This is a genomic window from Streptomyces sp. JLBG701 (assembly GCF_058544905.1).
Genome location: NZ_CM178588.1, coordinates 1,863,555 through 1,890,131 on the forward strand (window position 1 = coordinate 1,863,555; position 26,577 = coordinate 1,890,131).

The 26,577-nt window shown below is 66.3% G+C and carries 20 protein-coding genes, 3 rRNA genes and 1 riboswitch; of the genes, 8 read left to right on the forward strand and 15 right to left on the reverse strand.

The genetic code is table 11. The features are described from left to right. Positions 1-618, reverse strand: a complete 618-nt coding sequence (locus AC5DRG_RS08555) for a DUF1707 SHOCT-like domain-containing protein (protein ID WP_491809389.1) — start codon at positions 616-618, stop codon at positions 1-3. 80 nt (positions 619-698) lie between these two features. Here AC5DRG_RS08555 and AC5DRG_RS08560 point away from each other — a divergent pair, with 80 nt between their 5' ends. The 5 genes from AC5DRG_RS08560 (at position 699) to AC5DRG_RS08580 (ending at position 4,695) form a co-directional block, all read left to right on the forward strand. After that, on the forward strand, positions 699-1,094 hold the full coding sequence (locus AC5DRG_RS08560; RefSeq protein ID WP_491809390.1) for a TOBE domain-containing protein: 396 nt from the start codon (positions 699-701) through the stop codon (positions 1,092-1,094). 182 nt (positions 1,095-1,276) lie between these two features. Then, positions 1,277-2,101 carry a molybdate ABC transporter substrate-binding protein gene (gene modA, locus AC5DRG_RS08565; protein WP_491809391.1) on the forward strand — a complete coding sequence of 275 codons (825 nt, stop codon included), beginning with the start codon at positions 1,277-1,279 and terminating at the stop codon, positions 2,099-2,101. Further along, positions 2,098-2,946 (forward strand): molybdate ABC transporter permease subunit, encoded by an 849-nt coding sequence (gene modB / locus AC5DRG_RS08570; protein WP_491809392.1) that lies wholly within the window; start codon positions 2,098-2,100, stop codon positions 2,944-2,946. Before modA ends, modB begins: the two co-directional genes overlap by 4 nt. Positions 2,947-3,156: 210 nt before the next feature. Continuing rightward, positions 3,157-4,248 carry an ABC transporter ATP-binding protein gene (locus tag AC5DRG_RS08575; RefSeq protein WP_491809393.1) on the forward strand — a complete coding sequence of 364 codons (1,092 nt, stop codon included), beginning with the start codon at positions 3,157-3,159 and terminating at the stop codon, positions 4,246-4,248. A 27-nt stretch (positions 4,249-4,275) separates the two neighbouring features. Continuing rightward, positions 4,276-4,695: a TOBE domain-containing protein gene (locus tag AC5DRG_RS08580; RefSeq protein ID WP_491809394.1), complete on the forward strand. Its 420-nt coding sequence runs from the start codon at positions 4,276-4,278 to the stop codon at positions 4,693-4,695. 91 nt (positions 4,696-4,786) lie between these two features. Here the strand turns inward: AC5DRG_RS08580 and gcvP are convergent, their stop codons facing one another. After that, complete coding sequence (gcvP, locus tag AC5DRG_RS08585; protein ID WP_491809395.1) at positions 4,787-7,672, reverse strand: aminomethyl-transferring glycine dehydrogenase; 2,886 nt, start codon at positions 7,670-7,672, stop codon at positions 4,787-4,789. A gap of 179 nt (positions 7,673-7,851) precedes the next feature. Further along, a riboswitch (glycine riboswitch) is annotated at positions 7,852-7,947 on the reverse strand. A gap of 113 nt (positions 7,948-8,060) precedes the next feature. Between gcvP and AC5DRG_RS08590 the strand changes: the two genes are divergently transcribed. Beyond that, positions 8,061-8,432 carry a PRC-barrel domain-containing protein gene (locus tag AC5DRG_RS08590; protein ID WP_491809396.1) on the forward strand — a complete coding sequence of 124 codons (372 nt, stop codon included), beginning with the start codon at positions 8,061-8,063 and terminating at the stop codon, positions 8,430-8,432. Here the strand turns inward: AC5DRG_RS08590 and AC5DRG_RS08595 are convergent. The 13 genes from AC5DRG_RS08595 to AC5DRG_RS08655 all read right to left on the reverse strand — a co-directional run bounded on the left by AC5DRG_RS08595 (position 8,354) and on the right by AC5DRG_RS08655 (position 23,748). Continuing rightward, positions 8,354-9,793, reverse strand: coding sequence for a DNA polymerase IV (locus AC5DRG_RS08595; RefSeq protein WP_491809397.1), 1,440 nt, complete (start codon positions 9,791-9,793; stop codon positions 8,354-8,356). The genes AC5DRG_RS08590 and AC5DRG_RS08595 overlap by 79 nt on opposite strands. Positions 9,794-9,851: 58 nt before the next feature. Beyond that, complete coding sequence (locus AC5DRG_RS08600; RefSeq protein WP_491809398.1) at positions 9,852-10,496, reverse strand: MerR family transcriptional regulator; 645 nt, start codon at positions 10,494-10,496, stop codon at positions 9,852-9,854. 213 nt (positions 10,497-10,709) lie between these two features. Further along, the gene (locus AC5DRG_RS08605; RefSeq protein ID WP_006123076.1) at positions 10,710-11,183 is read right to left on the reverse strand and encodes a bifunctional nuclease family protein; all 474 of its coding nucleotides are present in this window, start codon (positions 11,181-11,183) and stop codon (positions 10,710-10,712) included. An 87-nt stretch (positions 11,184-11,270) separates the two neighbouring features. Then, positions 11,271-12,008, reverse strand: coding sequence for a transcriptional regulator FtsR (ftsR, locus tag AC5DRG_RS08610; RefSeq protein ID WP_491809399.1), 738 nt, complete (start codon positions 12,006-12,008; stop codon positions 11,271-11,273). Between the two features lie 43 nt (positions 12,009-12,051). Further along, complete coding sequence (locus AC5DRG_RS08615; RefSeq protein WP_491809400.1) at positions 12,052-13,002, reverse strand: zinc-ribbon and FHA domain-containing protein; 951 nt, start codon at positions 13,000-13,002, stop codon at positions 12,052-12,054. 61 nt (positions 13,003-13,063) lie between these two features. Beyond that, on the reverse strand, positions 13,064-13,909 hold the full coding sequence (locus AC5DRG_RS08620; RefSeq protein ID WP_491809401.1) for a DUF881 domain-containing protein: 846 nt from the start codon (positions 13,907-13,909) through the stop codon (positions 13,064-13,066). A 5-nt stretch (positions 13,910-13,914) separates the two neighbouring features. Beyond that, entirely contained in the window at positions 13,915-14,247 is a 333-nt protein-coding gene (locus tag AC5DRG_RS08625; RefSeq protein WP_003988855.1) for a small basic family protein, read from the reverse strand. Further along, on the reverse strand, positions 14,244-15,080 hold the full coding sequence (locus AC5DRG_RS08630) for a DUF881 domain-containing protein (protein WP_491809402.1): 837 nt from the start codon (positions 15,078-15,080) through the stop codon (positions 14,244-14,246). Before AC5DRG_RS08630 ends, AC5DRG_RS08625 begins: the two co-directional genes overlap by 4 nt. Before the next feature lie 166 nt (positions 15,081-15,246). Then, the gene (locus AC5DRG_RS08635; RefSeq protein ID WP_491809403.1) at positions 15,247-17,742 is read right to left on the reverse strand and encodes a sugar phosphate nucleotidyltransferase; all 2,496 of its coding nucleotides are present in this window, start codon (positions 17,740-17,742) and stop codon (positions 15,247-15,249) included. A gap of 113 nt (positions 17,743-17,855) precedes the next feature. Continuing rightward, on the reverse strand, positions 17,856-18,464 hold the full coding sequence (gene clsA / locus AC5DRG_RS08640; RefSeq protein WP_491809404.1) for a cardiolipin synthase ClsA: 609 nt from the start codon (positions 18,462-18,464) through the stop codon (positions 17,856-17,858). Between the two features lie 109 nt (positions 18,465-18,573). Continuing rightward, positions 18,574-18,690: ribosomal RNA gene (rrf, locus tag AC5DRG_RS08645) — 5S ribosomal RNA — on the reverse strand. A 93-nt stretch (positions 18,691-18,783) separates the two neighbouring features. Continuing rightward, a 23S ribosomal RNA gene (locus AC5DRG_RS08650) occupies positions 18,784-21,905 on the reverse strand. 315 nt (positions 21,906-22,220) lie between these two features. Further along, positions 22,221-23,748 (reverse strand): 16S ribosomal RNA (locus AC5DRG_RS08655). Together the 16S, 23S and 5S rRNA genes form the textbook arrangement of a ribosomal RNA operon. A gap of 565 nt (positions 23,749-24,313) precedes the next feature. Between AC5DRG_RS08655 and AC5DRG_RS08660 the strand changes: the two genes are divergently transcribed. Both AC5DRG_RS08660 and ptsP read left to right on the forward strand, forming a co-directional pair. Continuing rightward, positions 24,314-24,763 carry a PTS sugar transporter subunit IIA gene (locus AC5DRG_RS08660; protein ID WP_491809405.1) on the forward strand — a complete coding sequence of 150 codons (450 nt, stop codon included), beginning with the start codon at positions 24,314-24,316 and terminating at the stop codon, positions 24,761-24,763. Positions 24,764-24,841: 78 nt separating this feature from the next. Continuing rightward, a complete protein-coding gene (ptsP, locus tag AC5DRG_RS08665; RefSeq protein WP_491809406.1) occupies positions 24,842-26,512 on the forward strand; it encodes a phosphoenolpyruvate--protein phosphotransferase in 1,671 nt (556 codons plus the stop codon). Positions 26,513-26,577 lie beyond the last annotated feature (65 nt).

A 26,577-nucleotide genomic window follows, 5' to 3' on the forward strand; every position in this document is an offset into this window, starting at 1 on the left:
TCAGCGCTTGAGCGCGCGCCGCGGTGTCCGTGTCACGACCCGGCCGAAGTTCATACGGCCGGCTATCTCCACGCGAAGGACGACCGGAACGTCGGAGCCGCCGGACGGACGGGTCTTGACCTTGGCGTAGCCGATCACCAGGGAGTCGGTGTCCACCACGACACCGGGCCGCGTCACCAACTTCAAGGTGCCGCCCTGCATGTCGAGATCGATGCGCAGGGTGTCGTGGGTGATCACAGCCTGAGTGAAGTCGAGCGTCACATCGCCCCAGGCCGACTCGATCTCCATCCGCCGCGGCACCACCCAGCCGTCCCCGCGCCGGACGGAACCGCCCTGCTGCTCGATGCGGACGACGTCCTTGGCCTCGACCACGGTCCCCGCACCGGCATCCACCGGCAGATCCGCGGTCAGCACGGCCAACTCCCCCATCGTGCGGGCGGACAGGGCGATCTCAAGACGCTCGTCGAGCTCCTCGGCGGTCAGCCGACCGTCCCCCGCCGCGATGCGCAGCACGTCCACGACCCGGTCCCGGTCCTCGTGCGAGGCCCGCAGCTCGGGCGACGCCCCCGTGCGCACGACGTCAACCGACATGTCCGTCACCCCAATCACCGTCTCCACGGACTAACGCTATATCGCGTTATACCCAACGGCCAACCCCACGTCCACCGTTCCCCCTCCCCCGGCCTATCGTGACGCGCATGCAGTCCTACACGATCGGCCAGGCAGCACGACTGCTCGGCGTGAGCCCGGACACCGCACGCCGCTGGGCGGACGCGGGCCGGGTGACGACCCACCGCGACGACAGTGGGCGCCGGCTCATCGACGGACGGGACCTGGCCGCGTTCTCGGTCGAGCTCGCCAGAGCAGGCACCGGCGAGGAGGAGACGTCGTACACCTCCGTCCGCAACGCCTTCCCCGGCATCGTCACCGCCATCAAGCTCGGCGACGTCGCCGCCCAGGTCGAGATCCAGGCCGGCCCGCACCGCCTGGTCTCGCTGCTGACCCGCGAGGCCGTCGAGGAACTGGGCCTGGAGGTCGGCATGGAGGCCACCGCCCGCGTCAAGTCGACGAACGTGCACATCGACCGAGTCTGACGACCCGACCGCACGCAAGTAGTCTGACCCAACCGCACATGCGAACATCCACCCTGGTCACGCCCGGCTCATGCGATGCGACAGGAGACTTCCGGCTGGCATCTGCGCCAGTATGATCGGCGCAGAGGAAGAGTCCGACGGGCTTCTTCCCGGATGAGACAGACAGAGGGAGTGGACTCGTGATGACCCGTTCCGCGCGCCGGACCCGGCGGACGCTGCAGGTGGCCGGCGCTGGAGCCGCAGCACTGCTGGCCCTGAGCGCCTGCTCGTCCTCCGACTCGGGCTCCGACTCCGCCAAGTCCGACACCTCGGCCTCCGCGTCGCCGAAGCTGTCCGGCACAGTGACCGTCTTCGCCGCCGCCTCGCTCCAGGAGAGCTTCACGACCCTGGGCAAGGAGTTCGAGAAGGAGCACCCGGGCACGAAGGTCACCTTCAGCTTCGGCGGCAGCGACTCCCTCGCCGCGAGCATCACCGGCGGCGCCCCGGCGGACGTGTTCGCCTCGGCCAGCCCCAAGACGATGGCGATCGTGACGGACGCGGGGGACGCCTCGGGTACACCGGCGACCTTCGTTCGCAACCAACTGGAGATCGCGACCCTGCCGGGCAACCCCGACAAGGTCTCCTCCCTCAAGGACCTCACGGACTCGGACCTGAAGGTCGTGCTGTGCGACAAGGAGGTGCCGTGTGGCGCCGCCGCCCAGAAGGCCCTGGACGCCGGCAAGCTGAAGCTCACCCCGGTCTCCTACGAGGAGGACGTCAAGTCCGCCCTCAACAAGGTGGTGTTGAAGGAAGCCGACGCCGCCGTCGTCTACAAGACCGATGTGAAGGCGGCCGGTGACAAGGTGGAAGGCGTGGACTTCCCCGAGTCGGCCGACGCCATCAACGACTACCCGATCACTCTGCTCAAGGAAGCGCCCAACGCCGCCGCGGCCAAGGCGTTCATCGCCCTGGTGCAGTCCGCCGAGGGCCAGCAGGTCCTGACCGAGGCCGGTTTCCTCAAGCCGTGACCTCCCTCGACAAGTCCGACGCCGCGACGGACACCCTCACCGGTGGGCCGCGGCGCGGACGTGTCCGCTCCCGGGTCCCACTGCCCCTGCTGATACCGGCGCTGGCAGGCCTGGCGTTCCTGCTCCTCCCCCTCATCGCCTTGCTCGTACGAGCCCCATGGCGCAGCCTTCCCGAGCAGCTGACCAGCACCGAGGTGTGGCAGGCCCTCCAACTGTCCCTGGTGAGCGCGACGGCCGCCACCGCGGTGAGCCTGATCCTGGGCGTACCGCTGGCCTGGCTACTGGCCCGCACGGACTTCCCCGGCCGCGGACTCGTGCGCGCCCTGGTGACGCTGCCACTCGTCCTGCCCCCGGTGGTGGGCGGCGTGGCCCTGCTGCTGGCGCTCGGCCGCAACGGCGTCGTAGGGCAGTGGCTGGATTCCTGGTTCGGGATCACCCTGCCGTTCACCACGGCAGGGGTCGTGGTCGCGGAGGCCTTCGTGGCGATGCCCTTCCTGGTCATCAGCGTCGAGGGCACCCTACGGGCGGCCGACCCCCGCTACGAAGAGGCGGCCACAACCCTGGGCGCCTCCCGCTTCACGGCATTCCGCCGAGTCACTCTCCCTTTGATCGCCCCGGGCATCGCGGCGGGCGCGGTCCTGGCCTGGGCTCGCGCACTGGGCGAGTTCGGCGCGACGATCACCTTCGCGGGCAACTTCCCCGGCCGCACCCAAACGATGCCCCTGGCGGTCTACTTGGCCATGCAGAACGACCCGGCAGCGGCGATCGCCCTCAGCCTGGTACTGCTGGCGGTGTCGATCACGGTGTTGGCGGGCTTGCGGGACCGCTGGATGACGACGTCATGACGGCGCACTGCGGGCCGGCGTCCACACCCGGAGCCCGCACCACGACGTCCCCCCACCCGCAGCCGCCGACGGCGTTCATCCCCCACGAGGGCCACCTGCACCCAACAACGAAAGTAGTACGGGTGGTGCGGGTGGGAACCCAAACCCGGCCGAAGGCCGGGTGCCCCCAACGCACCCGCACCCACACCCGCGCCGAAGGACACGCCCCCCATGACTGACCTCGACAACACCACAGCCGACGTCACCACAGAGGACACCCCTGGCGAAGGCCTCGACGCCCACCTGGTCGTAGACCGCACCCCTTTCCACCTGAACGTCCCCCTCACCGCCGCCCCCGGCGACGTAGTCGCCCTACTCGGCCCCAACGGCGCCGGCAAAACCACCGCCCTACGGGCCCTAGCCGGCCTCACCCCCCTCACCGGCGGCCACCTACGTCTGGACGGCACGGAGTTGGACCGTACGCCCCCCGAGTCCCGCCCGGTCGGCGTCGTCTTCCAGGACTACCTCCTCTTCCCTCACCTCTCGGCCCTGGACAACGTGGCTTTCGGCCCCCGCTGCCAGGGCGCGACCAAGGCCGAGGCCCGAGCCCAGGCGTCCGAGCTGCTGGCCCGCATGGGCCTGACCGACCACGCCGCCGCCAAACCCCGCCGCCTCTCCGGCGGCCAGGCCCAACGCGTAGCCCTGGCCCGCGCCCTGGCCACGCACCCCCGACTGCTGCTCCTGGACGAACCCCTCGCCGCCCTGGACGCCCGCACCCGCCTCGACGTACGCGCCCAACTCCGACGCCACCTGGCCGAGTTCGAGGCCGTAGCCGTACTCGTCACACACGACCCGCTGGACGCCATGGTGCTGGCCGACCGCCTGGTCGTCATCGAGCACGGCCACGTCGTCCAGGAAGGCACACCGCAGGACATCGCCCGGCACCCCCGAACGGACTACATCGCCCAACTGGTAGGCCTCAACCTCTACAAGGGGAAGGCCAAGGGCCACCGGGTCCAACTCGACGCCGGCCCGGACATCACCACCACGGAGGACCTGACCGGCCCGGTCTTCGTGGCCTTCCCGCCGAGCGCGGTGACCCTGTACCGGGACCGCCCCACCACATCCAGCGCCCGCAACCTCTGGCACTGCGAGGTCGCGGGCCTGGAAACCCACGGCGACCAGATCCGCGCCGACCTCACCGGCGAACTCCCCCTCACCGCAGACCTCACCACGGTCGCCGCGGCCGAACTGGACCTGCACCCGGGCGCACCGGTCTGGGCAACGGTCAAGGCGACGCAGACACACGCATACCCGGCGTAAGGCGCACTCGCCCCTAAGTTGATGCCCATGACTCTGAGCATCCGCAACCAGCTCCCCGGCACCGTCACCGCAGTCACCCCGGGCGAGGTCATGGCCACGGTCAAGGTCCGCCTCACCGGCGGCCAGGACCTCACCGCCGCGATCACCCTGGAGGCCGTCCAGGAACTCGCCCTCACCGAGGGCACCCTCGTACGCGCCTTGGTGAAGTCGACGGAGGTCTCCCTCGCCACCGCCCCGGTAGCGGGCCTCTCCATCCGCAACCAGCTCCCCGGCACGGTCAGCGACCTGGCCACCGGCGGCGCGATGGCCTCCGTCAAGATCTCCGTCACCGGCGCCGACCTGACCGCAGCCATCACCACGGACGCCGCCACCGACCTGGCCCTCTCCCCCGGCTCCCCGGTAGTCGCCCTGATCAAGTCGACCGAGGTATCACTGGCAACCACATGACAAACAAGGGCTCCGCCCAGGCCATACGACCTGGACGGAGCCCTCGCGGGTGATTCGGGGTGCGCACAGCGCCCCGCAGCAAACGAACTGCCTAGTCCTCGTACGCATCCAACGGGGGGCAAGAGCAAACCAGGTTCCGATCACCAAAGGCCTGGTCGATACGACGCACCGGCGGCCAGTACTTGTCCGCAACCGAGACACCGCCCGGGAACACAGCGTCCTCGCGGCTGTAGGCGTGCTCCCACTCCCCACCGAGCACTGCCGCGGTATGCGGAGCGTTCCGCAGCGGATTGTCGTCCGCAGGCCACTCCCCGGAGCCAACCCGCTCGATCTCGCCACGGATCGCGATCATCGCCTCACAGAACCGGTCGAGCTCGATCAGATCCTCCGACTCGGTCGGCTCGATCATCAACGTACCGGCCACCGGGAACGACATCGTGGGCGCGTGGAACCCGTAGTCGATCAGCCGCTTGGCGACATCGTCGACGCTCACACCGGTCGCCTTGGTCAAGGGCCGCAAATCAATGATGCACTCGTGCGCGACAAGCCCGCCGGGCCCGGTGTACAGCACGGGGAAGTGCGGCTCAAGGCGCTTGGCGATGTAGTTGGCGGAGAGCACGGCCACCTGCGTGGCCCGCTTGAGCCCCTCACCGCCCATGAGCCGCACATACGCCCACGAGATCGGCAGGATCCCCGCGGAACCCCACGGCGCGGCCGAGATCGGCCCGACCCCGGTCTCCGGCCCGGCCGCGGGCTGCAACGGATGGTTCGGCAGATACGGCGCCAGATGCGCACGCACACCGACCGGCCCGACGCCCGGACCGCCACCGCCGTGCGGGATGCAGAACGTCTTGTGCAGGTTGAGGTGCGACACGTCCCCACCGAAGTGCCCCGGCTTGGCAAGCCCCACAAGGGCGTTGAGGTTGGCCCCGTCGACATACACCTGCCCACCGGCCTCGTGCACCTGCGCACAGATGTCGGCGACATGCTCCTCGAACACGCCATGCGTGGAGGGGTACGTGATCATCAGCACCGCGAGCTCGTCCCGGTACTGCTCGATCTTCGCCCGCAGATCCGCTACGTCGATCTCGCCGTCCTCGGCGGTCTTCACGACGACGACCTTCATCCCGGCCATGACGGCACTGGCGGCGTTCGTCCCGTGCGCGGAGGACGGAATCAGACACACGGTCCGCTGCTCGTCCCCGTTGGCCCGGTGGTATCCGCGTACGGCGAGCAGCCCGGCGAACTCGCCCTGGGACCCCGCGTTCGGCTGGAGGGACACCTTGTCGTATCCGGTGACCTCGGCGAGCCGCTCCTCCAGCTCCTGGATGAGCGTGAGATAGCCCTGCGCCTGCTCGGCGGGCGCGAAGGGGTGCAGCTGGCCGAACTCGGGCCAGGTGACCGGCTCCATCTCGGTCGTCGCGTTGAGCTTCATCGTGCAGGAGCCCAGCGGGATCATGCCGCGGTCGAGCGCGTAGTCACGGTCGGCGAGCCGGCGAAGGTAGCGCAGCATCGCGGTCTCGGAGCGGTGCTGGTGGAAGACGGGGTGCGTGAGGAAGTCATCAGTCCGCAGCAGCCCGGCCGGAAGAACATCGGCCGTCGCCGCGTCGAGCGCCTCGATGTCCGCCTCGACACCGAACGCCGCCCACACGGCGCCCAGTTGGGCCCGCGTGGTGGTCTCGTCACAGGCGAGGGAGACGTGGTCGGCGTCGACGAGGTACAGGTTGACGCCGCGCTCGCGTGCGGCGGCGACGATCTCCCCGGCCCGCCCCGGCACCCGCACGGTGAGAGTGTCGAAGTAGGCACCGTGCACGACCACGACGCCACCGGCCTTGAGCCCCTCGGCGAGGAGGTTGGCGTACCGGTGCGTGCGCCGCGCGATGCCCTTCAACCCCTCGGGCCCGTGGTAGACGGCGTACATGCCGGCCATCACGGCGAGCAGCACCTGAGCTGTGCAGATGTTGCTGGTCGCCTTCTCACGGCGGATGTGCTGCTCGCGGGTCTGCAGGGCGAGGCGGTAGGCCCGGTTCCCGTCGGCGTCCACGGACACACCCACGAGACGCCCGGGCAGGCTGCGGGCGAACTTCTCGTGGACGGCCATGTATCCGGCATGCGGCCCGCCGAAGCCCATCGGCACGCCGAAGCGCTGGGTCGTACCGATCGCGATGTCCGCGCCCAGCTCGCCCGGCGAGGTCAGCAGCGTCAGCGCGAGCAGATCGGCGGCCACGGTGACGAGCGCGCCCAGGGCGTGCGCCTGCTCGACGAGCGGCTTGATGTCGCGTACGGCACCGGAGGCGCCCGGGTACTGGACGAGCACGCCGTTGATCTCCCGCTCGGCGAGCTCGGCCGGGATGCCCTCGCTGAGGTCGGCGACGACGACCTCGACACCGGTCGGCTCGGCGCGGGTCTCGATCACGGCGATGGTCTGCGGCAGCGCGTCCGCGTCGACCAGGAACAGGCCCTTCTTGTTCTTGCCCATGCGCCGGGACAGCGCCATGGCCTCGGCGGCGGCCGTGCCCTCGTCGAGCAGCGAGGCGCCGGAGGTCGGCAGCCCGGTGAGCTCGGCGACCATGGTCTGGAAGTTCAGCAGTGCTTCGAGTCGGCCCTGGGAGATCTCGGGCTGGTAGGGCGTGTAAGCCGTGTACCAGGCCGGGTTCTCCATGACGTTGCGCAGGATGACGGGCGGCGTGAACGTCCCGTAGTAGCCGAGCCCGATCATCGAGCCGAGCACTTGATTGCGGTCCGCGAGGGAACCCAGCTCGGCCAGCACCTCGGCCTCGGTGCGCGCACCGGGCAGCTCCAGCGCATCGGCGTTCTTGATCACATCCGGCACCGCGGCGGCCGTCAGCTCGTCCAGCGAGCCGTAGCCGACCTGCGCGAGCATCTTGGCCCGCGCCTCCTGATCGGGCCCGATGTGGCGCTGCTCGAAGGGGATTCCCTGTTCGAGTTCGGAGAGCGGAATGCGATGGGTGGTCATTGCGGAGGCCTCCTGGTCAGACATGACCTTCGAGGGGCACCACGGCACGGGTACCCGGACGGCCTCCCCCTCTGTCATCTCAACCTGAGAGCTTCACCGGGTCGCCCGAGGGCCGCCCGGCTTTCACCGTCGGTGAGAGCGGAGGTCGTGGAGACCCCCACCCTGCTTTCCAGAGTGACCTCGTCCGTGCGGTACGTGGGCCTGAGAGATTCCGGGGAGGATTTGCTCCTTCGGCGCCTCCGATGTTGCCTGGAGGACTCTCCCGCACGGGGTCAGCAGCCGCTGTCAGCCTACCAGCGAGGTCAACGCCAGAGCGTTCGAGTGGCCACCTTCCCCAATGTGCTCTTTCGTAGTGCTTACGGATGAGTTGCGACCAAATGGAGGGACCGTGCAGACCGACATCGATCCGCGCAACCTGATCGGCCGCAAGGCGTTCGACCGCAACGGCACCAAGATCGGCACGGTCGACGAGGTCTACCTCGACGACGCGACCGGCGTACCGGAGTGGGCGGCCATACGCACCGGCCTGTTCAGCAGAGACGCCTTCGTGCCCCTGGAGCCCAGCGAGGTGATCGAGGGCACCCTGCGCATCCCCTTCGACCGGGCCCTGATCAAGGACGCCCCGGACTTCGGCGTCGGCCGCCACCTCTCCCCGGAACAGGAACTCCAGCTCTACCACCACTACGGCCTCGACGTGGCGCCCCCTCCCCCACTCCCGGACCGCGACTTCGGCAAGCTGGCGGGCTCGGACGACGCCTGAACCGGCGGCTCCTCGGGATCGTCGGGTCTTCGCGCCACCAGGGGCAGCGGATCCGCCGGCTCCAGATCCGGGTCGTCGACCCGGAAGGTCCGCACCCGCCCCACCTCCGACTGAGGCGTCTCGAACCGCACGGTGACCCGCCCCAGCCCACTGCCCTGCACCCAGCCGTGCCCGTGTTCGGCATGCCGCACGTCGTGCCCGGCAGGCCAGCGCCGCTCGACGGGCGCCGCGGACTCCTCGAGGGGCTCGTCCGGCGAGGCCTCCTCCTCGAAACCCTCCACATGTTCCCCCGCCGCCTGTGCGAAGAGATCCTCCTGGGTGTAGTCGGCGAGCCCGCTGACGCCCACGCCGAGCAGCCGTACACCTCCCGTGGTGTCCACGGAGTCCAGCAGCCGGGCGGCGGCCTCCCGCACCACCGCCGGATCGTCCGTGGGCCCCCGCAGCGTCTCGGACCGGGTCAGGGTGGAGAAGTCGTACCGCCGCACCTTGAGCACGATGGTCCGCCCCGACAGCCCGGCGCCCCGCAGCCGCCGCACGCACCGGTCGGCCAGCCGCTGCACCTCCAACCCCACCCGCACGCGATCATGGATGTCCACGTCATAGGTGTCCTCGACCGACACCGACTTGGTCTCCCGCTCGGCCACCACGGGCCGCTCGTCGTGCGCCAGCGCCATGGCGTACAGCGCATGCCCATGGGCCTTCCCCAGCAGCCGTACGAGCTCGTCCTCCCCCGCTTCGGCGATCTCGTCGACCGTGGTGATCCCGGCCCGCCTCAGGTGATCGCCCGTCGCCGGCCCGACCCCGGGCAGGGTCCGCACCGACATGGGCCCCAGCAGCGCCCTCTCGGTCCCCGGCTCGATCAGTACCAGCCCGTCGGGCTTGGCCTGCTCGGAGGCAATCTTCGCGAGCATCTTGGAGGCGGCGAGGCCCACCGACCCGGTGAGTCCGGTTACGGCCCGTATGTCCGCACGCAGCCTGATCCCCGTCAGCCGGGCCGACTCCGCGTCCCAGGCGGCTCCCCCGGCCTCCAGGTCGACGAACGCCTCGTCGAGGCTCAGCGGCTCCACCAGCGGCGACAGCGCCCGCAGCAGCGCCATCACCTGCTCGCTGATCGACCGGTACAACCCGAAGCGCGGCACGAGACAGGCGGCATTCGGAGCGAGCCGACGGGCCTGCGCCATGGGCATCGCCGAATTCACCCCGAAGACACGAGCCTCGTACGAAGCGGTCGCGACCACCCCACGGGGCCCGAGCCCACCCACGATGACGGCCTTCCCGCGCAGGCTCGGCTTGGACGCCTGCTCCGCCGAGGCGAAGAAGGCATCCATGTCGAGATGCAGGATCGTGGGCGAACTTCTCACATCTCCGATGCTGCCCTACGCCACTGACAATGCCCCGACACCGCCCCTGGACGCGGGCTCAGACCGCCCGATTCCGCCGTCGCGCCAGCTCGTCCGCGGGATTGGGCCCGACCAGGGTCTCGCCCGTGTCGATCCGCTCCCCGTGCAGCTGCGAGAGGGCGCTCTCGACGTCCCGCCACACCACACCGACGGCGATCCCGAAGATGCCCTGGCCGCCCTGGAGCAGGGCGTGGACCTCGTCGGGCGAGGTGCACTCGTAGACCGTGGCGCCGTCGCTCATCAGCGTCATGCGCTCCAGGTCGCGGAAGCCCCGCTCCCTGAGGTGCTGGACGGTGGTGCGGATGTTCTGCAGCGACACGCCCGTGTCGAGGAACCGCTTGACGATCTTCAGGACGACGACGTCCCGGAAGCTGTACAGCCTCTGCGTCCCCGACCCGTAGGCGGGCCGCACACTCGGCTCCACGAGGCCCGTGCGGGCCCAGTAGTCCAGTTGCCGATAGGTGATGCCGGCGGCCGCACACGCCGTCGGTCCGCGATAGCCGATCTGCTCGGACGCCATGGACGTCGCCCCTCCGCTGCTCGGCACCGCCGCCGGTCGCCGCGGAGCGTGATCGGCCGCGCTGCTGTGAAGCGGGTACGGGCCGCCGTCCCCGAAACCACGTCCGGGAACACCCCCAGCCGTACCGTCGCCGCTGCTTCTCACGCCGACCTCCGTCCTTGACCTGCCTTCTCGACGGTAGGCAGTCACCAGGGGCGCGTCAACGATCGCCACACTCGGCACGCCGAGTGATAATCACCCTAGGAGTGGTTTCCCGTACCCCACCGCGGGGAAAGGCTAGCCGAATGCGCTGAGGACGGGCCGCAGGACGCTCTCACTCGCCGCTGGCAATTGCCAGCATTTCGCGTCGTCACCGTCTCACTGACTGTTGGTACCGAAGTCCTCGGGCGAGATCTGGTCGAGGAACTCGCGGAACTTCTCCACCTCGTCCTCCTGCTCGTCCGGGATCGCGATGCCGGCGTCGTCGAGCACCCCGTCGCTGCCGTAGATCGGCGTCCCGGTGCGTAGCGCCAGCGCTATGGCGTCGGACGGGCGGGCACTCACCTCGACCCCGCTGGCGAAGACCAGCTCGGCGTAGAAGACGCCCTCACGCAAGTCGGTGATGCGCACCTCGGTGAGCTCCTGGCCGACGGCCTCCAGCACGTCCTTGAACAGGTCGTGGGTCAGCGGTCGTGCGGGGGCCATGCCCTGCTGGGCGAAGGCGATCGCCGTCGCCTCCCCCGGTCCGATCCAGATGGGGAGGTAGCGATCGCCTCCCACTTCACGCAGGAGCACGATCGGTTGGTTGGAGGGCATTTCGACCCGGACACCTACGACATCGAGCTCGTTCACACAGCAACCCTAGGCCGTGCCCGGGACGTTTGGGTAGTCGGGCCGAGAACGCGTGGCCGAACCTTGGCCCGGGCGAGCCCCACCGGCTCAGGGGAGCCGCACTCCGAGCGCTGTCTGCACCAGGGCCGCGTGCAGCTTCACCGTGAGCCCCGCCAGCTCCTTGGAACGGGCCTCGGCCACGGCCCTGGTCTGCGGATTGCGGTGGCGCTTCAGCGGGGCCACCACCTGGTCGACGAGGCCCGCCTCGCGGTCGGCCGCCGCCTTCATCACCCGCAGATGCCGCGGCTCGATGCCGAACCGCCCCAGTTCGACCACGAGAGAGGCCACCGTGACCGCCTCGGCGTCATACCCGCCGTCCGGCAACGGAGTGATCAGTCCGTAGGACTCCCACTCCTCCAGCTCCTTGTCGCCGATGTCGGCGGCGGCAAGCAGCTCGGATCGGCCGATACGGGCTGCCGTGGGCCCCGTGAGAGGCTCCAGCAGGGTTTCACCGTCCCGCTGACGGCCCACCGTCGGAAGCGGCAGGGCCTCCCCGCGCTCCATGGCCTCCAGGTGCTCGCGAATCACCTTGAGGGGCAGATAGTGGTCCCGCTGCATTCTCAGTACGTGGCCGAGGCGCTCGACGTCCTGAGCACTGAACTTGCGATACCCCGAGGGGGTGCGCTGTGGCTCGATGAGCCCTTCCGACTCCAGGAACCGGATCTTGGAGATGGTGACTTCGGGGAACTCGTCGCGCAGTACGTTCAGCACCGTGCCGATGCTCATCAGCCCACTGTCCGCGGCGGCGGTACCGTGCCCGGCACCGCCGCTCGGTGTTTGAAGCATGGACCTTCCCTGGGGGTCCCCCCGGACCGAGTCCGGGGGAGGGTCAGTAGCCCCGCTGGCTCGCGTAGAACACCAGCCGGTACTTGCCGATCTGCACCTCGTCACCGTTGGACAGGGCGACCGAGTCGATCCGCTCACGATTGACGTACGTGCCGTTCAGACTGCCCACGTCGGCCACCGTGAACGAGCCGTCCGGAACACGCCGGAACTCGACATGACGGCGCGAGACGGTCACGTCGTCCAGGAAGATGTCGCTCTGCGGGTGACGCCCCGCGGTGGTCAGCTCGCTGTCCAGGAGGAAGCGGCTGCCCGAGTTCGGCCCACGGCGCACCACCAGGAGCGCGGAGCCCAGCGGCAGCGCGTCGACGGCTGCCTGAGCCTCCGGGGAGAGCATCGGCATCTGCGTCTGACCGGTGACCTCGGCGTCGTAGGCCTCGATGCCGGAGATGGAGATCGTGGAGGTCGTCTCGGACGGACGCTCGGCGGCGACGCCGGCCCGCAGCGGAGCACCGCAGTTGGAGCAGAAGCGGCTGTTCTCCGCGTTCCGGTTACCGCACCTCGTACACACCAGGGCCGACATGGACGGATCCTCCTGCCCCGCCGGGGCATTGGACGTGTACGGGTCGGCGGGAAACCCTCCACCCGTACCTGAGGTTGACGGTTGCCCGAAACCTATGCCCCCGGACTGCGCAGGGTCAACCGACGGCGCGCCCTGACCTCCGGAAATGTCACCGCCCGGACCAGCGACCTGGTCCCGGAACAGCGGGCGCTGGCCCTCCGCGTCTGGCTGTGCGCGATGGCGAGCGGTGGCATTGTCGCTACCCTCTCGCGCGCTCTTGCCGAACAACTTCGCAAACAACTTCACGGGCGATTCCCCTTGACCGAAACAGACCCGCCCGTGGGGCAGGACGAACCCTGACTGAACACACCGGTCGACCCGGACATACTCACAACGTCCGTATCCACCAGACAGTTTCCACCACGCACCACCCATTCGGTGCGCCGACCCCCCGCAACCTCATGCCCTCGCCGGACGTCCCCCATGCACCCCCGGTTCACTGAGAGGACGACCGAGCGTAGTCAGGCTGCTTCGCCGCCCGCAAGGCATCCACGACGATCTTGGTCGACCGCTCGACGGTTACAGTGGCCTGCTCCTTCTCCAGAGTCTGCACCACGCCTCCAGGGATGTTGAGCGCCGGTTCGAGATCCTGCGGCTTGCCGATGACCTTGAAACGATAGGGCGCGTTGATCTTGTTCCCGTCGACGCTCACGCTCTTGCCGGACTCCGTCAGATAGGTCCCGGCGACGACCCGTACGCCGTTCACCTGGATCGCCTCGGCCCCGGCCGCGCGCAGTTCCTGGATCGCGTCGAGCAGCATGTCCGCCTCGACCGTCCCCTTCGTGTCGTCGATCGTCATCGTGATGCCCGGCCCCTGAGCGGCCACGGTGCCTGCCAGGATGCCGAGTTGCCTCTCCTTCTCGACCGTCTGCTTACGGGCCTCCTCGGCTTGGTCCGAGCTGTTCTCCAGCTCGGTTCGCTGATCTTCGAGACCCTGCTTCTCGTCCTCAAGACGCTGAGTACGGTCATCCAGTTCATCGAGAATGCGAACGAGATCTTCCTGACGCGCGCCGCGCAGGGCACTGTCGCTGTCACTGTTGGAGGCCACCTGGACGGCGAGGCCGAAGCCGAGGCCGAACAGCAGGAGGGCGACGATGAGTTGGGCGCGGGACACGCGCGGCGGCCACAGCCCCTGCACCAGCCGCTGCCGCCCGGTCAGCCCCGGCTGGGACTCCCCTTTCGGGGCGTCCACGTCCTCGGAGGCCACGGCGGGGACCTCTTCCGGCAGTTCCTTGCGCAGCCTGTTCTCGGCTGCCGCATCCTTGTCGCTCTTGTCGCTCATCGGCCTCACGCCCGGAACACGTGCCGGCGGATCGCGGCGGCGTTGGAGAAGATACGGATACCGAGGACGACCACGACGCCCGTGGACAGTTGGGCGCCCACGCCCAACTTGTCGCCCAGGAACACGATCAGCGCGGCCACGACCACGTTCGACAGGAACGAGACCACGAAGACCTTGTCGTCGAAGATCCCGTCGAGCATGGCCCGCAGACCACCGAAGACGGCATCGAGCGCCGCCACGACGGCGATCGGCAGGTAAGGCTCGACGACTGCCGGAACCTCAGGCCGGACCAACAGTCCGGCCACGACTCCCACGACGAGGCCCAGTACGGCGATCACGATGTGCCCTTCTCGGTTTTCGGCTGTGCTGTACGTACGATCACACTCGGTGCGGCGGGCAGCCGGAGATCATCCTGTGTGGAGATGCTGGTCCGGATGCCGTAGTTCTCTTGCAGGGCGTGCAGATACAGCCCGTCGGCGCTGTTCTGGAACCTGGTGCTCAGCCGCTGCCCGTCCCCCACCGCGAGCACCGTATAAGGCGGCGCCAGCGGCTTGTTGTCGACCAGTATCGCGTCACCCGCGGCCCTGATCGCCGACAGCGCCGTCAGCCGCTGCCCGTTGATGGAGATGGCCTCGGCGCCCGATTCCCAAAGCCCGTTGACCACACGCTGCATGTCCCGGTCGCGCACCCGCCCGGTGTCGGAGAAGCCGGAGGTCTCGCGCGGGTCACCGTCGCCACCCGAGCTGGCCTCCTTGGCGTCGTCCACGACCAGTTTCACGCCAGGCCCATGGACTTCGACGGCCCCCGACAGAATCCCCAGCAGCTCGGCCTGACCATCGCCGCCGCTCTCCCTGAGCGCCTCGCGCTGACGCGCGCTCACGTCGTCGCGCAGTTCGTCGACGGTGTTCTCGAGCTTGTCCGCCGTAGCCGTCTCACGGTCGATGCGGTCGATCAGTTCCTCGCGCTCCTTGGCGACCACCGGAGCGGCCACGCGCGCCTGCGCCGCTCCCACGGTCACGACGAGGGCCGCGAGCACCAGGCCGGCGGCGAGACCCAGCTTCGCCCTGAGGGTCCTCGGCAGACCACCGTCGCCCTCGGCCTTCTTCCGCGCGGCCGCCTCGGCATAACCGTCGTCGAGGCTGTGATCCATGACGTTGGTGAGCAGCGACATGGACGCGTCCGGACGCGAAGGTCGCGCGGGTGTGCTCCGAACGGGGGGCTGCTGCGGCATGCCGCACATCGTCGCACGTCGCGACCGCTACCTCCGAATGGCCCCACCGGCGTGCCGGACAGGCCCCCTTGAGGACATCTGTCCGGCACGCGCGCGTACAGCGTGCTCAGTGACCGGCGCTGTCCACGATCGCCGCCCACTCGTCGAGCAGGGCCTGCGCGGAGGCGTCATCGGGTCCTTCGGCCCACAGATGAGTGACCGCCTCGGCCGGGTCGGGCAGCACCATCACCCAGCGCCCGTCGGTCTCCACGACCCGCACACCGTCGGTCGTATCGACAAAGCGATCCCCGGCCGCCTCGACGACCCGCCGCATCACCAGACCCTTGACCGCCCAGGGAGTCGCCAGGTCCCTCTTGAGGACGTGCGCCCGCGGAATGCGCGCGTCGATCTGGCTGAGCGTGAGCTGCGTCCGCGCCACCAGCCCGATGAGCCGTACGAAGGCCGCCGAGCCGTCGAAGACGCTGCTGAACTCCGGCACGATGAACCCACCGCGCCCGTCGCCACCGAAGATGGTCGCCTCGTCACGCCCGACCCGCGTCAGGTCGTCGGGCGAGGTGGTGGTCCACTCAACCTGTGTCCCGTGATACGCGGCAACCTGCTCGGCGATCCGCGTAGTGGTCACCGGCAGCGCCACCCGCCCGCTGCGCCGCTCCGCGGCCACCAGATCGAGCATGACGAGCAGCGCCCGGTCGTCCTCGATGATCCGCCCCTTCTCGTCGACGAGCGACAGCCGCTCACCGACAGGGTCGAACCGCACCCCGAACGCGGCCCGCGCGGACGCCACGATCTCGCCCAGCCGCACCATCCCGGACCGCCGCGCATCCGCCGTCTCCGTCGGCCTGGACTCGTCCAGCCCTGGATTGATGGTCAGCGAGTCGACACCGAGCTTGCCCAGCAGACTGGGCAGGACAAGCCCGGCACTCCCGTTGGACGCGTCGACGACGACCTTGAGCCCCGACTCGGCGATCCCGGTCGTGTCCACGTTCCGCAGCAACGACCCGGTGTACGAGTCGAACACGCTCGCCGGGAAGTACAGATCCCCGATCTCACCGGGGAACGCACGCCGGTACTCCTGCCGCGCGAACACCCGGTCCAGCTTCCGCTGACTGGCCTGCGACAGATCGGCGCCCTGCCCGTCGAAGAACATGATGTCCACCGAGTCGGGCACCCCTGGCGAGGTCCGGATCATGATCCCGCCGGCACTGCCCCGCGCGGTCTGCTGCCGGGCAACGGGCAGCGGTACGTTCTCCAGGTCTCGTACGTCGATGGCACTGGCCTGGAGTGCGGAGATGACCGCCCGCTTGAGCGCGCGCGCTCCTCGGGAGTGGTCCCGGGCCGTGGTGACCGTGGAGCCCTTCTTGAGCGTGGTCGCGTAGGCGCCGGCCAGCCGCACCGCCAGCTCAGGCGTGATCTCCACGTTCAGGATCCCGGACACACCACGCGCACCGAAGAGATGCGCCTGTCCCCTGGACTCCCAGATGACCGAGGTGTTGACGAAGGCGCCGGCCTCGATGGTCTTGAACGGGTAGACCCGCACATTGCCCTGAACGATCGATTCCTCACCGATCAGGCACTCGTCACCGATGACCGCGCCGTCCTCGATCCGGGCCGCGCGCATGATGTCGGTGTTCTTCCCGATGACACAGCCTCGCAGATTGCTGTGCTGCCCGATGTACACGTTGTCGTGCACGACGGCCTTGTGCAGAAAGGCCCCGGTCTTCACGACGACGTTCGAGCCGATGACGGTGTGCTCACGGATTTCGGCACCCGCTTCGACCTTCGCGTAGTCGCCGATGTAGAGCGGACCCCGCAGCACGGCATCAGGATGCACTTCGGCGCCCTCGGCCACCCACACGCCCGGCGAGATCTCGAACCCGTCGAGCTCGACGTCGACCTTGCCCTCCAGCACATCGGCCTGAGCCTTCACATAGCTCTCGTGCGTGCCGACGTCCTCCCAATACCCTTCGGCGATATAGCCGTAGACCGGCTTGCCCTCCTTCATCAGCTGCGGGAAGACATCGCCGGACCAGTCGACGGACACATCGGCCTCGACGTAGTCGAAGACCTCGGGCTCCATGACGTAGATGCCGGTGTTCACGGTGTCCGAGAAAACCTGCCCCCAGGTCGGTTTCTCCAGGAAGCGCTCGACCTTGCCTTCTTCGTCGACGATGGTGATGCCGAATTCCAGCGGATTGGGCACGCGCGTCAGACAGACGGTGACGAGCGCACCCTTCTCCTTGTGGAAATTGATCAGCTCGGTGAGGTCGAAGTCGGTCAGGGCATCACCGGAGATGACAAGGAAAGCATCGTCCTTCAACGCCTCTTCGGCGTTCTTGACACTTCCGGCGGTACCGAGTGGCTTCTCCTCGTTGGCATAAGAGAGCTCCATCCCGAGCTCCTCGCCATCACCGAAGTAGTTCTTGACCAACGAAGCCAGGAACTGGACAGTAACGACGGTCTCGTTGAGCCCATGCCTTTTGAGCAGCCTCAGGACGTGCTCCATGATCGGGCGGTTGGCCACGGGCAGGAGCGGCTTGGGCATGCTTGAGGTCATGGGACGAAGGCGTGTGCCTTCGCCTCCGGCCATCACGACGGCCTTCATGTCGGAAGCGTCCTCCTCTAAGAGACGACGGTCTAGCCGACTTCACCCGTCAAGATTGTCCCGCATTTTTCCGAAGCGGGCCATCGAGCCACTGTGGCCGCCAATCGGCGAGCTCAGTCGGCCATGGCGTCCGCACGCAAGAGGCGGCGGACCTGTACCACGTACAGCACTCCTGCCCACCAGTAGAGCGTTGTACCCCATCCGGCGAACGCCCATCCGAAAATAGCAGCGAGTGAGGGGAGCCATCCACTTCCGTCACTGAGCAGCAGCAAGGGGAAGGCGTACATCAGGTTGAACGTAGCGGCCTTCCCCAGGAAGTTCACCTGCAGCGGCGGATAGCCATGACGCCTGAGGATGCCCACCACCACCAACAGAACCAGCTCTCGCGCCAGCAGTACAGCGGTCAACCAGACGGGCAGGATCTCGCGCCAGGTGAGTCCGACCAGAGTCGAGAGAATGTAGAGCCGGTCCGCGGCCGGATCGAGGAGCCGGCCGAGACTGCTGATCTGGTTCCAGCGTCGCGCGAGCTTGCCGTCCAGGTAGTCACTGATCCCGCTCAGCATCAGCACCAGGAGCGCCCAGCCGTCGCTCTTGGGGCCTCCGAACTCGGGCCTGAGGATCAACCACAAGAACACGGGTACGCCGACAAGGCGCGCCATGCTGAGGATGTTCGGGATGGTGAGCACCCGCTCTGTCTGGACGCGGGTCTCCTGGACCTCCACCCGGGGGCCTCCTGTGGGAAACGAGCCAACGATGCCCCCTGACCTTACCCCAACGCAAAAAAGCTCCGGCTCTCGGGCATGATGCCCAAGAGCCGGAGCTATAAAAGGAGTTCGGCGGTGTCCTACTCTCCCACAGGGTCCCCCCTGCAGTACCATCGGCGCTGTAAGGCTTAGCTTCCGGGTTCGGAATGTAACCGGGCGTTTCCCTCACGCTATGACCACCGAAACACTATGAAACTGTGAATACCGCACCGCTGCCGTGACCGTGACAACGGGGTTGTTCGTGGTTTCAGAACCAACACAGTGGACGCGAGCAACTGAGGACAAGCCCTCGGCCTATTAGTACCAGTCACCTCCACCCGTTACCGGGCTTCCAGATCTGGCCTATCAACCCAGTCGTCTACTGGGAGCCTTAACCCCTCATGGGGGTGGGAATACTCATCTCGAAGCAGGCTTCCCGCTTAGATGCTTTCAGCGGTTATCCCTCCCGAACGTAGCCAACCAGCCATGCCCTTGGCAGAACAACTGGCACACCAGAGGTTCGTCCGTCCCGGTCCTCTCGTACTAGGGACAGCCCTTCTCAATATTCCTGCGCGCGCAGCGGATAGGGACCGAACTGTCTCACGACGTTCTAAACCCAGCTCGCGTACCGCTTTAATGGGCGAACAGCCCAACCCTTGGGACCGACTCCAGCCCCAGGATGCGACGAGCCGACATCGAGGTGCCAAACCATCCCGTCGATATGGACTCTTGGGGAAGATCAGCCTGTTATCCCCGGGGTACCTTTTATCCGTTGAGCGACGGCGCTTCCACAAGCCACCGCCGGATCACTAGTCCCGACTTTCGTCCCTGCTCGACCCGTCGGTCTCACAGTCAAGCTCCCTTGTGCACTTACACTCAACACCTGATTGCCAACCAGGCTGAGGGAACCTTTGGGCGCCTCCGTTACTCTTTAGGAGGCAACCGCCCCAGTTAAACTACCCATCAGACACTGTCCCTGATCCGGATCACGGACCCAGGTTAGACATCCAGCACGACCAGACTGGTATTTCAACGACGACTCCCCCTGAACTGGCGTCCAGAGCTCAAAGTCTCCCAGCTATCCTACACAAGCCGAACCGAACACCAATATCAAACTGTAGTAAAGGTCCCGGGGTCTTTCCGTCCTGCTGCGCGAAACGAGCATCTTTACTCGTAGTGCAATTTCACCGGGCCTATGGTTGAGACAGTCGAGAAGTCGTTACGCCATTCGTGCAGGTCGGAACTTACCCGACAAGGAATTTCGCTACCTTAGGATGGTTATAGTTACCACCGCCGTTTACTGGCGCTTAAGTTCTCAGCTTCGCCACCCCGAAGAGTGACTAACCGGTCCCCTTAACGTTCCAGCACCGGGCAGGCGTCAGTCCGTATACATCGCCTTACGGCTTCGCACGGACCTGTGTTTTTAGTAAACAGTCGCTTCTCGCTGGTCTCTGCGGCCACCCCCAGCTCGGAGAGCAAGTCCCCTCACCAGTGATGGCCCCCCTTCTCCCGAAGTTACGGGGGCATTTTGCCGAGTTCCTTAACCATAGTTCACCCGAACGCCTCGGTATTCTCTACCTGACCACCTGAGTCGGTTTAGGGTACGGGCCGCCATGAAACTCGCTAGAGGCTTTTCTCGACAGCATAGGATCATCCACTTCACCACAATCGGCTCGGCATCAGGTCTCAGACTATGTGCCAGGCGGATTTGCCTACCTGACGTCCTACACCCTTACCCCGGGACAACCACCGCCCGGGCTGGACTACCTTCCTGCGTCACCCCATCACTCACCTACTACCACCTTGGGCCGGCGGCTCCACCACTCCCCTCAACTCCGAAGAGATCAGGGCGGCTTCACGGCCTTAGCATTAATGGGCTCGATGTTTGACGCTTCACAGCGGGTACCGGAATATCAACCGGTTATCCATCGACTACGCCTGTCGGCCTCGCCTTAGGTCCCGACTTACCCTGGGCAGATCAGCTTGACCCAGGAACCCTTAGTCAATCGGCGCACACGTTTCCCACGTGTGTATCGCTACTCATGCCTGCATTCTCACTCGTGAACCGTCCACCACTAGCTTCCGCTGCGGCTTCACCCGGCACACGACGCTCCCCTACCCATCCCAGCGGGCGTTGGCCCTCATGCTGGAATGACACGACTTCGGCGGTACGCTTGAGCCCCGCTACATTGTCGGCGCGGAATCACTAGACCAGTGAGCTATTACGCACTCTTTCAAGGGTGGCTGCTTCTAAGCCAACCTCCTGGTTGTCTCTGCGACTCCACATCCTTTCCCACTTAGCGTACGCTTAGGGGCCTTAGTCGATGCTCTGGGCTGTTTCCCTCTCGACCATGGAGCTTATCCCCCACAGTCTCACTGCCGCGCTCTCACTTACCGGCATTCGGAGTTTGGCTAAGGTCAGTAACCCGGTAGGGCCCATCGCCTATCCAGTGCTCTACCTCCGGCAAGAAACACACGACGCTGCACCTAAATGCATTTCGGGGAGAACCAGCTATCACGGAGTTTGATTGGCCTTTCACCCCTAACCACAGGTCATCCCCCAGGTTTTCAACCCTGGTGGGTTCGGTCCTCCACGAAGTCTTACCTCCGCTTCAACCTGCCCATGGCTAGATCACTCCGCTTCGGGTCTTGAGCGCGCTACTGTATCGCCCTGTTCGGACTCGCTTTCGCTACGGCTTCCCCACACGGGTTAACCTCGCAACACACCGCAAACTCGCAGGCTCATTCTTCAAAAGGCACGCAGTCACGAGGCAAGCACAAGTGCTTGCCCGACGCTCCCGCGGCTTGTAGGCACACGGTTTCAGGTACTATTTCACTCCGCTCCCGCGGTACTTTTCACCATTCCCTCACGGTACTATCCGCTATCGGTCACCAGGGAATATTTAGGCTTAACGGGTGGTCCCGCCAGATTCACACGGGATTTCTCGGGCCCCGTGCTACTTGGGTGTCTCTCAAACGAGCCGCTGACGTTTCGACTACGGGGGTCTTACCCTCTACGCCGGACCTTTCGCATGTCCTTCGCCTACATCAACGGTTTCTGACTCGTCTCACAGCCGGCAGACTGTGAAAGAGAGATCCCACAACCCCGCACACGCAACCCCTGCCGGGTCTCACACGTATACGGTTTGGCCTCATCCGGTTTCGCTCGCCACTACTCCCGGAATCACGGTTGTTTTCTCTTCCTGCGGGTACTGAGATGTTTCACTTCCCCGCGTTCCCTCCACATACCCTATGTGTTCAGGTATGGGTGACAGCCCATGACGACTGCCGGGTTTCCCCATTCGGAAACCCCCGGATCAAAGCCTGGTTGACGACTCCCCGGGGACTATCGTGGCCTCCCACGTCCTTCATCGGTTCCTGGTGCCAAGGCATCCACCGTGCGCCCTTAAAAACTTGGCCACAGATGCTCGCGTCCACTGTGCAGTTCTCAAACAACGACCAACCACCCGTCACACACCACCTAGCGTGGTGCTTTACCGGGGTCGGCACTGAAGGCAGCCTCATCGGCCGTACCCTCAGACACCCAACAGCGTGCCCGACCCGGTCCCGCCCGGAGATCATGCTTTCCACGCCCTCTTGCGAGGGCAGTACTTGCAGCCTCCGACCCGTGAACCCGGCCGAATAATCAACGTTCCACCCATGAGCAACCAGCATCGGACGTACGCCGATGTACTGGCCTCTGACCAACCGGAGTCGGTGAGAAGTGCTCCTTAGAAAGGAGGTGATCCAGCCGCACCTTCCGGTACGGCTACCTTGTTACGACTTCGTCCCAATCGCCAGTCCCACCTTCGACAGCTCCCTCCCCGCAAGGGGGTTGGGCCACCGGCTTCGGGTGTTACCGACTTTCGTGACGTGACGGGCGGTGTGTACAAGGCCCGGGAACGTATTCACCGCAGCAATGCTGATCTGCGATTACTAGCAACTCCGACTTCATGGGGTCGAGTTGCAGACCCCAATCCGAACTGAGACAGGCTTTTTGAGATTCGCTCCGCCTCACGGCATCGCAGCTCATTGTACCTGCCATTGTAGCACGTGTGCAGCCCAAGACATAAGGGGCATGATGACTTGACGTCGTCCCCACCTTCCTCCGAGTTGACCCCGGCGGTCTCCTGTGAGTCCCCATCACCCCGAAGGGCATGCTGGCAACACAGAACAAGGGTTGCGCTCGTTGCGGGACTTAACCCAACATCTCACGACACGAGCTGACGACAGCCATGCACCACCTGTACACCGACCACAAGGGGGGCACCATCTCTGATGCTTTCCGGCGTATGTCAAGCCTTGGTAAGGTTCTTCGCGTTGCGTCGAATTAAGCCACATGCTCCGCTGCTTGTGCGGGCCCCCGTCAATTCCTTTGAGTTTTAGCCTTGCGGCCGTACTCCCCAGGCGGGGAACTTAATGCGTTAGCTGCGGCACCGACGACGTGGAATGTCGCCAACACCTAGTTCCCACCGTTTACGGCGTGGACTACCAGGGTATCTAATCCTGTTCGCTCCCCACGCTTTCGCTCCTCAGCGTCAGTAATGGCCCAGAGATCCGCCTTCGCCACCGGTGTTCCTCCTGATATCTGCGCATTTCACCGCTACACCAGGAATTCCGATCTCCCCTACCACACTCTAGTCTGCCCGTATCGAATGCAGACCCGGGGTTAAGCCCCGGGCTTTCACATCCGACGCGACAGACCGCCTACGAGCTCTTTACGCCCAATAATTCCGGACAACGCTTGCGCCCTACGTATTACCGCGGCTGCTGGCACGTAGTTAGCCGGCGCTTCTTCTGCAGGTACCGTCACTTGCGCTTCTTCCCTGCTGAAAGAGGTTTACAACCCGAAGGCCGTCATCCCTCACGCGGCGTCGCTGCATCAGGCTTTCGCCCATTGTGCAATATTCCCCACTGCTGCCTCCCGTAGGAGTCTGGGCCGTGTCTCAGTCCCAGTGTGGCCGGTCGCCCTCTCAGGCCGGCTACCCGTCGTCGCCTTGGTGAGCCACTACCTCACCAACAAGCTGATAGGCCGCGGGCTCATCCTGCACCGCCGGAGCTTTCAACCATCCCAGATGCCCGAGATGGTGTTATCCGGTATTAGACCCCGTTTCCAGGGCTTGTCCCAGAGTGCAGGGCAGATTGCCCACGTGTTACTCACCCGTTCGCCACTAATCCCCACCGAAGCGGTTCATCGTTCGACTTGCATGTGTTAAGCACGCCGCCAGCGTTCGTCCTGAGCCAGGATCAAACTCTCCGTGAATGTTTACCGGTAATCCGGTGTACACCACGAGAGCGGAACAGCCAGGCGGAATAAGCCCGGCCGTTCACAGCGTCCTCGCTGTGTTTTCTTCAAAGGAACCTCGCCACCGGAAGAATCCGATGGACGGGGTATCAACATATCTGGCGTTGATTTTTGGCACGCTGTTGAGTTCTCAAGGAACGGACGCTTCCTTTGTACTCACCCGAGAGAATCTCTCGTGGCTTTCCTCCGGGCGCTTCCCTTCGGTGTTCCAAACTCTATCAGTGTTTTTCCGTCCCCCTGACCACCGTCCTGCAGGCATGCAGAAGGCGATCCCGAGATAGGATCTGACAAGTTGGGTGCTGCCAGGCAACGACGCTTGATCGCATCGCTCAGCCTCAAGCAGGAGTACGACTCTACATGGGGTTCCGGAGCGGGTGCAAATCGATTGACGAGGTGGTCTAGACCTCTATTCGGGAGCTCTCGTGCGGAACCGGGACTTCATATGACATACCCTGCTGAACAGTTCGCCGTCCGGGACAGGCAGTGACGGCCCGTTTACATCTCCGCCCCTGGGAGGCTTCCCATGACCACCGTGACGTCCCCTCTTGCAGGACGCGCAATCGGACTGGCAGCGGTGCCGGATCCGGTCTTCTCCGGGGCCATGGTCGGCCCCGGCACCGCGATCGACCCCGTACGTGAACCTTCCGAGGCCGTCGCCCCCGTGGACGGAGTCATCGTCTCCCTCCACCCGCACGCCTTCGTCGTCGTCGACGAGCAGGGGCACGGTGTGCTCACCCACCTCGGTATCGACACCGTGCAGCTTAACGGCGAGGGCTTCGAGCTGCTCGTGAGCAAGGGCGACACCGTGACCCGCGGCCAGGCCGTGGTGCGCTGGAACCCGGCTGCCGTCGAGGCCGCGGGCAAGTCCGCGGTCTGCCCGGTCGTGGCGCTCGAAGCCACGGCCGAGTCGCTCTCCGACCTCCGTGACGACGGCGATGTGAAGGCCGGCGACAGCCTCTTCGTCTGGAAGTGACGTAAGTGCCGTCAGGTGACGGCAAGTAGGACAACCACCGCGGCGGCGGGACCCGCCGCACTATCGGAGACGGGTGAGATGGAGACAACGCTGCGAGGCGTCGGCGTGAGCCACGGTGTGGCGATCGGCGAGGTTCGGCACATGGGGACGGCGGTGCTCGAACCGCCTGCCAAGCAAATTCCGACGGAGGATGCGGAGCGCGAACAGGGGCGCGCCCGCCAGGCCGTGGAAGCTGTGGCGGCCGACCTGATTGCACGCGGCAATCTGGCGGGGGGCGAAGCCCAGGCGGTGCTCGAGGCGCAGGCCATGATGGCCCAGGACCCCGAGCTGATGTTGGATGTGGAGCGGCGTATCGCAGTCGGCAGTACTGCCGAGCGTGCCGTGTACGACGCCTTTGCCGCCTACCGCGCTCTGCTTGCGAGTGCCGGTGAGTATCTGGCCGGTCGTGTGGCCGACCTGGACGACGTGCGGAATCGTATCGTCGCCCGGCTGCTCGGGGTGCCTATGCCCGGTGTTCCGGACAGCGACGAGCCGTACGTCCTTATTGCTCGTGATCTTGCACCCGCCGATACCGCTCTGCTGGATCCAACCTTGGTGCTCGGCTTTGTCACCGAGGAGGGCGGGCCTACCAGCCACAGCGCGATTCTGGCGCGGGCGCTCGGTGTGCCGGCCGTGGTCGCGCTGCCGGGGGCCGGCGAGCTCGCCGAGGGCACGGTGATCGCGGTGGACGGGAGCACCGGCGAGATCTTCGTGAACCCGAGTGCCGAGAAGCAGGCAGAGATGGAGGCAGCCGCGGCCGCGCGGAAGGCCGCGCTGTCCGCCTCCACGGGTCCCGGTGCCACCTCCGACGGGCACAAAGTGCCGCTGCTCGCCAATATCGGCGGTCCCTCGGATGTGCCGTCCGCGGTCGAGGCCGGGGCCGAGGGTGTGGGGCTCTTCCGTACCGAGTTCCTTTTCCTGGACGACAGCAAGAGTGCTCCGTCCGAGGAGAAGCAGGTCGAGGCCTATCGGCAGGTTCTTGAGGCCTTCCCCGAGGGCCGTGTCGTCGTCCGTGTGCTGGATGCGGGCGCGGACAAGCCGCTGGACTTCCTGACCCCGGCCGACGAGCCGAACCCGGCGCTGGGTGTGCGGGGTCTGCGGTCGCTGCTCGACCATCCCGAAGTGCTGCGTACGCAGCTGACGGCGCTCGCCAAGGCTGTCGAGGGGCTGCCGGTCTACCTTGAGGTCATGGCGCCGATGGTGGCGGACCGTGCCGATGCCAAGGCGTTCGCGGACGCGTGCCGTGAGGCCGGACTGCAGGCGAAGTTCGGTGCGATGGTGGAGATTCCGTCGGCCGCGCTGAGGGCGCGCTCGATTCTGCAGGAGGTCGAGTTCCTTTCCTTGGGGACCAACGATCTGGCGCAGTACACCTTCGCCGCCGACCGTCAGGTGGGTGCGGTCTCCCGGCTTCAGGATCCTTGGCAGCCCGCGCTGCTCGATCTGGTCGCGCTGTCCGCCGAGGCGGCGAAGGCCGAGGGCAAGAGCTGTGGTGTCTGCGGTGAGGCCGCGTCCGACCCATTGCTCGCGTGTGTGCTGACCGGTCTTGGTGTCACCTCCCTCTCCATGGGAGCGGCCTCGATTCCTTATGTCCGGGCGACACTGGCCAAGTACACGCTGGCGCAGTGCGAGCGGGCGGCAGCGGCCGCGCGGGCTGCGGACAGCGCCGAAGAGGCGCGCAACGCGGCTCAGGCGGTGCTGTCCGGCGAGTAGGTGTCGGACCGGTTCGGTCGTTGGCCGATCTTGAGGGGCGCTCCACCTGTGGGTGGGGCGCCCCT